9 protein-coding genes and 1 pseudogene are annotated in these 8,699 nt (G+C 67.6%); 2 read left to right on the top strand and 8 right to left on the bottom strand.

Going from position 1 to position 8,699, the window contains the following annotated elements; all coding sequences use genetic code 11:
* The first annotated feature begins 341 nt into the window (after window positions 1–341).
* Entirely contained in the window at window positions 342–878 is a 537-nt protein-coding gene (locus ABZY33_RS35480) for a hypothetical protein (protein ID WP_356495843.1), read from the top strand.
* Between the two features lie 973 nt (window positions 879–1,851).
* On the opposite strand, the gene ABZY33_RS35475 is transcribed toward ABZY33_RS35480, so the two are convergent.
* The 4 genes from ABZY33_RS35475 to ABZY33_RS35460 all read right to left on the bottom strand — a co-directional run bounded on the left by ABZY33_RS35475 (window position 1,852) and on the right by ABZY33_RS35460 (window position 5,390).
* Complete coding sequence (locus ABZY33_RS35475; RefSeq protein WP_356495842.1) at window positions 1,852–2,613, bottom strand: helix-turn-helix domain-containing protein; 762 nt, start codon at window positions 2,611–2,613, stop codon at window positions 1,852–1,854.
* 89 nt (window positions 2,614–2,702) lie between these two features.
* A complete protein-coding gene (locus tag ABZY33_RS35470) occupies window positions 2,703–3,206 on the bottom strand; it encodes a hypothetical protein (RefSeq protein WP_356495841.1) in 504 nt (167 codons plus the stop codon).
* 1,678 nt (window positions 3,207–4,884) lie between these two features.
* Window positions 4,885–5,157 (bottom strand): hypothetical protein, encoded by a 273-nt coding sequence (locus ABZY33_RS35465; protein ID WP_356495840.1) that lies wholly within the window; start codon window positions 5,155–5,157, stop codon window positions 4,885–4,887.
* The gene (locus tag ABZY33_RS35460) at window positions 5,157–5,390 is read right to left on the bottom strand and encodes a hypothetical protein (protein ID WP_356495839.1); all 234 of its coding nucleotides are present in this window, start codon (window positions 5,388–5,390) and stop codon (window positions 5,157–5,159) included. Before ABZY33_RS35460 ends, ABZY33_RS35465 begins: the two co-directional genes overlap by 1 nt.
* Window positions 5,391–5,850: 460 nt before the next feature.
* Between ABZY33_RS35460 and ABZY33_RS35455 the strand changes: the two genes are divergently transcribed.
* Window positions 5,851–6,252, top strand: a complete 402-nt coding sequence (locus ABZY33_RS35455) for a DUF6193 family natural product biosynthesis protein (protein ID WP_356495838.1) — start codon at window positions 5,851–5,853, stop codon at window positions 6,250–6,252.
* Here the strand turns inward: ABZY33_RS35455 and ABZY33_RS35450 are convergent.
* From ABZY33_RS35450 to ABZY33_RS35435, 4 genes and pseudogenes are all read right to left on the bottom strand, one after another.
* Complete coding sequence (locus ABZY33_RS35450; RefSeq protein ID WP_356495837.1) at window positions 6,245–7,135, bottom strand: IS5 family transposase; 891 nt, start codon at window positions 7,133–7,135, stop codon at window positions 6,245–6,247. The genes ABZY33_RS35455 and ABZY33_RS35450 overlap by 8 nt on opposite strands.
* A gap of 278 nt (window positions 7,136–7,413) precedes the next feature.
* On the bottom strand, window positions 7,414–7,623 hold the full coding sequence (locus ABZY33_RS35445; protein ID WP_356495836.1) for a hypothetical protein: 210 nt from the start codon (window positions 7,621–7,623) through the stop codon (window positions 7,414–7,416).
* A 529-nt stretch (window positions 7,624–8,152) separates the two neighbouring features.
* Window positions 8,153–8,569, bottom strand: a complete 417-nt coding sequence (locus ABZY33_RS35440) for a GNAT family N-acetyltransferase (protein ID WP_356495835.1) — start codon at window positions 8,567–8,569, stop codon at window positions 8,153–8,155.
* Window positions 8,570–8,614: 45 nt separating this feature from the next.
* A pseudogene (locus ABZY33_RS35435) lies at window positions 8,615–8,699 on the bottom strand (IS5/IS1182 family transposase); the annotation flags it as partial.

Raw genomic sequence — 8,699 nt, 5'->3', positions numbered from 1 at the left:
GCTTGCGAGCGCCTCCCCGGCTGTGGGGCGCGCGGTCGGGGCGGGGGGGGGGCAATCGCGCGCCGAGGGCGAACGACCCTATGCCGCTGTGCTCGCACTGGCAGGACGGACAGAACTTCCGGCGGCGGAAGTGAGGGAACTCGGGACTCTGCGTGGAGCTTCTGCGCGCCTGCGCAGTCAGCTGGACCGGCACCTCGGGCTCCGTATTTGATCCGTGCACAGCCCGGTCGGCCTCAAATGGAACGATCTTGGTGTGACTGCCCGGCTCGATCAGCCGGCCGTCGTCTCTCTCAAGCCGAGCCGGATCCTGATCCGCGTCCTCGACAACACCGACCCCGACCATGACCGCCCGGCCCGGCTCCTGGAACGCCACTCCGCACACCGCCGTCGCGGACCTCCTGGGCGGGCTTCACTCCGCTGAACTGGCCTGGATCACCGAAAAGGCAGGCGGGCCGGACTGGTTCCTGGCAGCGGCGGCCGCCGTCCCAGTGCCCGAGGACGAGGACGAGGACGAGGACGACGGCGTAGTGCGCCTGGTGGACGACGACGAACTCGGCAAGCACCCCGACCCCGCGGCCGTCCTGCACTCCTGGCTCGACTCCCCCGCCACCAGGGAGGCCCTCTCCCGATCCGCGGTTTACCGCGCCGTCGTGAAGTCCCGCTACCGCACCCTGGAACACCTGCGCCAGATCCCCGCCTACGAAGTCCTCGCCAACCACGAACCCGACGTGGCCCTGAAGATCCTGCTGGACCGCTGCGGCCGCAGCACCCACCGGGGGGAGGCGCTCGCCGCCGCCATGACCTCCGACTACAACGACGAAAAGATCACCTTCGGGGACCTCCTCGACTCCCTGGACCCGACGCCCGCCAGCACGTAGACCTCCTGACCGGCTGGCTCGACTCTGTGCGCCAGGCCAGGCTCCCGGCAATGCCCCGGTCCACCTGGCCTCACGTCTTCCAGGAGCCCACGGCTCCTGGCGCTCCTTGAAGACTCGTGCGCTCAGCCCTTGAGGTAGCTCGGCAGGCGGGGCTGGAATAAGCAGCCGCCCTTCTTCGCGGCGGTGATGGCCGCGGCGGCCCGGACTCTCGCCGGCGCTCACGGGGACGTGCGGGTAGACGCAGTCGACCAGGTCGTACGACAGGTCGTCGGGGCAGCCAAAGCCGGGCACGGCGCAGCTCGGACGGCTGTATCCGCCGGCTTCGGTCCACACGCCGGGCCAGTCGGGGTGCTGCTCGGTGACGTGCACGTCGCAGTTCCGGCACTGGACCTTCTGCTCCTTGCCGGTGAGCTTCCCGGCCGGGCGGGCCTGGGCGGCGTCCAGGATGTGGCCGACGCGCTGCACCCTGAACTCCCCAATACCTCCCCGTCATCCTCGCAGACGGGCCCCTGTAAGACCTGTTAGCCCCAACAGGTCCAATGGGAACCCCTCATCATGCCGGGTGCTCAGGATCCCGTACGGACACCCTGTAAGCCAGGGCCGAGGCCGCGCAGCTTCAGTGGCCTGCGGGAGGCCAGCACCGCCGCCGCGGTGGCGGTCCGCTCCTGGTCGTCCACGACGAGACCGAGGCGCCGACTGGCGCCGTTGGTCGCGGCCGCCAACGCGGCGAGCGTCTGCGCGAGCTCCGGCCCGGCACCGCCCAGGGCCTCGGTCAGGGTGTCGATCGCGTCGAGGACATTCTCGGCGGCCGCCGTGCTCCATCCGCCCGGGCCTGCGGCGTCCGCAAGGCGGCAGGCGCTCTCCGCCGCCAGCTCGGCGTACTGCTCGCCCCCGGGCGCTGCCCGTTCTGCCAGTTCCCTGAACCGCCCTGTCGCATCTGCTCCGAAGTTCTGCCCGCTACTGAGCAGTGGTCCTAGTCCGGGTCGGGGTCCAGCTTGGGCAGGTTCGCTCCGCAGCCGATGGCGTGGAGGTGGTCGGTGTCGAGCACCCGGTAAGTCCGGTTGAGGCGGCCGCTATCGGCAGCCTCAGCAAGGATCTTGTGATCCCGCAGCTCTCGGAGGGCTTTCTCCACGGTGGACACGCCCATGTTCAGGGCGTTGGCGAAGTCGCGCTGGGTGGGCCCCGTTACGACGTTCGAGTCGAGAGCTCCTATGACGATCTCGGCGCCCAGATCTTGCTGGTAGGCGAGGTGATGCAGGAGACGGGCGACGCGGTGCACGGGGCGAGTCCCGTCGGTGCCGTAGAGGTCCTCGAAGTCCTTGACGTAGGTCATGATCCGCTGGTGGATCATGCGGACGACGGTCAGGTTCCGGAATGCGATGGCGCGCAGCGTCGTACGCGGGACACGGACGGTGCGGGTGGCGGAGAGGAACTGCACGTGTTCCAGCCGGGTGACGGAGGGCACCTCGGTGAACAGATCGAGGTTGCCCAGGACGTAGTTACCGCCCCAGATGCGTCCGTTGACCAGGACGGTGCCGAACAGTACGAACTCGATGTACTGGGAGTTCAGCGGTTCGGGCGCGGCGGATCGCTGGTGGCGGACCAGGAAGCTGCGACGGGCGAGTGCGTCCGCGATCTCCTGGTCGAGGCCCTGCTGCAGATAGAAGTGGCTCAGCACCCGCGCGCCGGGGCCTATGCGCGGCTCCACGGTGGTGCCGCTCGGCACCTCCAGCATGCTGGAGGTCCATGCGGCGCGGACCGGGCGCGCGGGCGCTCCGGTGAAGTCTCCCGGCGGGGGCTCTTCGCTACGGGGTCGGATACCGTTCACCGGGCCCCCTCCTGCGTCAGCACCCCGGTGGCCTCGTGCCGCTCCGAGTACGGCGTCGACACCGACTCCGCCTCGGCGCGCAGGAGCGGCTCGGCGACGACGGCGGGGAGCGCGGCCGGCTGCATCCCAGGCTCGTTCATGATGCGGACCACGGGGACCAGGGACCCGACAAGGGTGCCGATCCCGACGATGACGGCGACGACGCGGGCCGGCCGGGACTTGAGCCGGTCGATGATGTAGGCCACGGTCCCGAAGACGATCACGTAGATCGCCACGATGACGACGAGACGGATGAGTGCCTGCTTCGCCTCGTCCTGGGGCGGGGGCTCCATCAGGATCCGGGTGATGGGCACCAGGGACGTGATGAGAGCGGCGATCGCGGAGATGATCGCGGCGACGCGGACGGGCTTGGTCTCGAAGCGGCGGACGACGAACACGATCGTCCCGAAAACGATGCAGAAGATCGCCAAAAGGGCGACCAACGGGGCCGTGGTGGACACGAGCAATACTCCCGAGTGCCGGACGGAAACGCAGGGCTGCGGTTGCTGCGCGCTCCCCTCCGGGGGCGAATCCGGAGGGAAAACGAGCCCGGCACGCGTGCCGGAACCGCTGGACTGTTCCTCGCTCAACTGCGGCCAGACTCCGGCACCAACGCGGGCACCTTCGACCGGTTAACCGCCGACCATACCCAACCCCCGGGGGCGCCCCAACTAATGCTTCCCCAGAGGGATTTGGAAGACGCGAACCCTGACAGAAGCTTCCAATCCCCGCCTTTGGGGTGCCGCCGAGCCGCCCGAAAACCCCTACCTATACGGCTCCGGGCACTTCGACCCCGCAAACCCCTACCTGTAAGGCATAAGAGGCCGCGAACTTGGGTTACATATCCCGTGCTGGACAACGGGCCCTGGACTGGCCTTCGCTCAGCGCCATCGGGCCCAGTACCGACGAGGTGGCCCCTCGTCGGGGGCCCGATGTAGATCCCCAAAGAGGCCCCGCCGATGGCGGGGCCTCGGGCGTTTGCGCAGTTCACGACGTGGGGCACCTACGAAATTCGCAGGTGCCCCACATCGCGTTCAAGATCCAGTTCTGTCCGGAATCCGAGCGCTCGCTCACTTGTGACCGAGTACGCTCACGCGTTTCGAATATGCGGACCAATCGGGATCAAAGGTGTCCTGAACTGAGATTGCGAAATCCGTTACGCGTTGTAAGATGCCGGGCCCCTCGCCCCCCGCCTGTCACCTGAAGCGATCATCGCAGTACCCACCAGTAATCAAGGGCTGGGGAAAACGCCAGGTTACGGGGCTCTGTGATGGCAAATGCCGGTTCTGCGAACCAGCCACGCTCCGTAGATATGTGCAGTAAGGAGGATCCGCTTCAGACGGCTCTGCCGCGGCGGTCTGCCCGCGACCGAGTACATAGGGTCCCGTAGTCACGGGACGCGGCCGCCAGCGGCCCGTACGGACGAAGCCAGGCCTGAGACCGCGACACTACGGCGTTCGGTGCGCGGCGGGTACGAACTCCGCCGCGGCGGACTGATCATCAACGGCGATGCCCAGGTGCCGGCGCGCGATGCCGGTCGCGGCCACCACGGCGGCCAACGTCCGTGCGAGTTCGGGGCCGGCGCCGCTCATGGCCTCGGTAAGGGTGTCGCCCGCGCCTGCCCCTACACCCTCGCCAGCCGCCATGCTCCAGGCGCCCCCATGCCGCCGGTGACGTGGCCCCATTGGTTGATACCGACGAACGCCGGCATCGAGGGGGCAGCCCATCGCGGTCCGTGCTCGGCAATCAGAAGGGTGCGGTAAGCGGTCCAGGCCCGCACAGGGCAGGTCTCAGGTTCGTCGGCGTACGGGATCTTGGCGTTGCGCACGGAGTGCTTGGTTTTGCCGGTGAGTACGGCGACGACAGGCCTTGCGCCGGCAGCCTCAGCCCCACCCGATGGCTTGACTGATCTCGTAGGGCAGTTCCTCCGCCAGATGGAACAGCTGCTCCAGGATGCCGTTGCAGGTCGGTGCGGGGCGGGCAGTGCTGGGTCAGCGCCATGCACATGCTGCGCTGCACGGTCCGAAACGGTCTGCTGCGCCCGGCTTTCCCGACCAGGAACGCGGGCAGCAGCCGTTGCGGCAACATCGCGTCGCCTGCGGTGCAACGCCTGCAACATCGGGATGCAACGAGGCGTTGCTACACCTCGATGAAGGCCACGACCACGACGGTCTGAAGAGCTGTCACCCAGTACACGAGCCGGACGCGTTCGACATCGTCGGTGTAGCTGCGCAGCCGCGGGCCGGTGCTGTCGCCGGGCAGGAGTTCGCCGGCCTCGGGGTCGACGGAGATGACAACCAGGGCGCGGTCCAGCGCGTGCAGCTCAGCTTCGCTGGTGATGGCGTCCAGCTGCTTGGCGGCGGAGTCGGAGAACGCGATCCGGGCGCGCCCGCGGCGCGGGCCGGTGGGCATCAGGCGACGGTCGGGCGCTGGGCTGCGAGCCGGGCGAGGTGGCTCTCGCGCAGATCTTCCCACGGAGTGCAGTCCTCGACCGCGGGCAGGCCGTTGGCGGCGATGTCCTCGAGGACGGCGGCGAGCTGGTCGGCACTCTGGCGGGTGCGGGCCGCGTACGCGCGCAGCCCGTCGGCGGTGGCGCTCTCCAGCTGCTGCCGGGCGGGGTCGGCGGGGGCCGGCTGTTCGCTCATCGAGGCCTCCAGGGCACGATCGGGCGGGTCCCACCACGGTATCGGGCGGAAGCAGGCCGCGGGGACCAGGACCCTGGAATGGCGCACGAGCTCGCTGGCACTGGCCGACGATCCGTTTGAATGCCGCGACGAGAACATCCCGCGTACAGCACGCGGATGGCAACTGCCCGCCTAGTTGCAGGACTTCCCCGCCGTTGCCTCACGAGTCTTGAGCTGGGGCCCTCGGCTTCGGGTACTGAGGCTGGATGGCGCTGCGCCTGGTCCACGTCCGTGAGGGGCGGACCGCCGAGGGGTGCCCGAAATCGCGTGGCTCTGAGACCGCGTTTGAGATCTGCTCTGCCTCGTGGACGAGGTGCCGCCTGAGTGGCCGATGAGGTCGTGGTGAAGCAGTGCCTCATCAGTGAGGGAGGCGAACGGCGCTGTAAGAACGAGCGGTTGCAGAGTCAGCTAATGTCCGAGCATGGCAGAGAAGGACATACTCGGGACAGCACCAGACGACCCTGTGGCAGCCGAGTGGCAGGTCGTGCGCGAGATGGATGCGAACCTCATCGACAAGGCCCTTGTAGAGGCGGCGTACGCAAACTCTGCCCTCCGGGCTCTGTTTCCGCTGGTCAGCCATGGATCGCTGCAGTTCAGCCGGTGCACCCGCTTCCCTTGGTCGCAAGACCTGCCCTCGATCTTCCCCCTCTTCGGTGGACGATTTCGCGTGTATCGGCTGCATGCACCGCGAGGCTCGGGACAGGAACAGGTCGGCGAAGCCGACTCCGCCAAGGAAGCCGTCAAACTCGTAGCCTCACACCTTCCTGCAGGCTGCGGTCCCGCTGTGGACGGCACACCCGACGTCCTCGAACCGCTCAGCTGAGCCAGGTAGCTTGTCCGGCTGCGGTGCGTACGAGCGGGTGTGGGCCCGGTCGCGTCGCCGGACTGCCACGGGTGAGTCTGCGGACCATGATGCCGATCATGGCCCAGCGGATCACGGTCTCGGACCGGGCTGGAATGGTCTCGTAGTCCCGGGCGAGGTGGCGGTGGGCGGTGAGCCAAGAGAAGGTACGCTCGATCGCCCCTTTGGGTTGGACCTGGAAACTGCGCTGGCCAGGGCATTTACGGACGATGACCAGCTCGCGACCGAGGATCTGGGCAGACCAATCGACCAGGCGGCCGGCGAAGCCCTGATCCGCCCAGAACTTCTGGATCTGCGGATGATCGAGCCGGGCCCACAAGAGCGGTCGACGTGCGCCGTCGCGGTCCTGGACGCTCGCAGCGACGACGTGGACCGCAATGAGCAGGCCGAGGGTGTCGGTGACCAGGAACCTCGTGCGACCCTTGACATTCTTGCCGGCGTCGAAGCCCCTGGTTGCGGCAGGGACGGTGTCAGCGGTGCGGATGGACTGCGAGTCGATCAGGCAGGCGCTCGGCTCGGCATTGCGGCCCTCAGTCTCGCGCACCCTGTCCCGCAGCGCGTCGTGGACGCGCTCGACGGTGCCGTCGTCGTGCCACCAGGTGAAGTACCAGTACACCGTTTGCCAGGGTGGGAAGTCCTTCGGTAGCTGCCGCCAGGCGCACCCGGTCCGTACCACGCAAAAGATCGCATCCACGATCCGACGCCGCGGATGCTTCTCCCGCCGGCCGCCCTTCGGTCCCACCCTCGCCGACGGCAGCAACGGTTCCACCAACGTCCGCTGCTCGTGCGTCAGGTCCGACGGATACCCACCCCCAGAACCACTCACGGAGGATTCAACGAGCACGTCAGCCCATGGCTACGGTAGATCTCAAACGCGGTCTGACACTGACGGTGGCTGCGACCAAGGGCAAGCTCTTTCTCGTCCCGGGTTCATTGACGTGGTGGTCGGCTTTTAATGCTCGTGACGTTCGCTGCCGACTTCAAGGTTTCCTGAAGCCTCTCGTTGCGGAGGGCAAGGTGCTGGATCTGGGCGGTGGCGAGGGCCAGCTCGCCGGCCAGCTCATGGTTGCGTCGTCGGAGCTTCGCGTTCCGGGCGATGAGCCTGACGTGTTCGCTGGGCCCTTAGGCGGTGCTGGCGGGGGTCGAGCGGAGGGTGCCGAGTTCCTGGGCGATGCCGGGGAAGCGTCGGCGGAACGTGGTGTTGCTGAGGCCGAGCTGCCGGGCCAGCGCCAGGACGCTGGGGCGGCTGTTGGTCTGGCGGCAGGTCTCGAGCATGTCGGTCATGCGCTTGCGGACCAGGGCTTCGGGGAGGTCGGAGACCCCGCGAGTCATGCGGGGGCGCCTGTTGTCCGTGTGTGTGCGGTGAGGAAGTCCGAGATCTCGGAGTGGCGCTGTCGAAGCCGGTGCCGCAGGAGCGGGGGCATCTCCGGGCGGCAGGCCAGCCGCTTCTCGTTCCCGGGTCCAGGCGGCGACGTTCTGCGGCGTGAGGACGACGTTCCTGCAGGCCAAGGGCTTGCAGCCGCCGTGTTCAGGAAGTCCTTCGCTGCCTCCGCGCTGGGCTCGTTCGCAGAGTGCTTTGGCCGGGTCATGGATGCAGGTGACTCAACGAACGGCCTCATCGAGGGCCGTCGCCTTGATTAGCGAGAACGCGACCGTGCGCGGTGATGGTGCTGGCCGGGTGGTCATGTCAGACAACGAAGTCCTTGGGGCGTTCAGCGGGGGCCCTACGCCCGGGTTTCTGCAGGTCTTGTTGTTGTAGTCAAAGCCTCATCGAGACCGGCACCCAGTCCTACCGCCTCGCCCACACCAAGGCCCAGCAACAGCTCAAAGCCATGCACTAACGATTATCGACGACGAACCGTTAGACGCGTAACTCGCGAGCCTGGAAGCCGAGGCGCTCATACAGGCGGTTCGCCGCCTGCCGCGAAGGACGTGATGTGAGGTCCACGGTTCGGGCAGATGCCCGCTCCGCCAGACGCAGTGCCTCCTCAGTCAACGCCGCCCCGACTCCATGCCCCCGCGCGCCCCCATCGACCACCACGTCCTCGATGCGAGCACGCAGGCCGGACGGCACAGGGAACATCACCAATGTCAGCGTGCCAGCAATCTCCCCGTGAACCCGGGCCACCAGAACCGTGTTCGCGTCGCAGGCCACCATCCGCGTCACCGCGTCACGATCCAGTGACATGGCCGTGTCCGAAAACTGAGGCAGCAACCGGGCGAACGCCGCTACCACCTCGTCGCTAGCCTCGCGGACCATCTCAATCTCAACGCTCATCCCTACCGGGCACGACCAGGTCCAAGGGGGTCACCCTAAGAACGGCTAACACAATGACCTGAGTTGTCGGTGGGTGATGAGGCAGCAGGCCAGTTTGAGGAACGCTTCGTGAATGTCGGCTCGGCGTTCC

Source organism: Streptomyces sp. NPDC006552, from assembly GCF_040611655.1.
In the GTDB taxonomy this organism is placed as follows: domain Bacteria; phylum Actinomycetota; class Actinomycetes; order Streptomycetales; family Streptomycetaceae; genus Streptomyces.
This window is presented reverse-complemented; position numbering and strand designations above follow the sequence as displayed.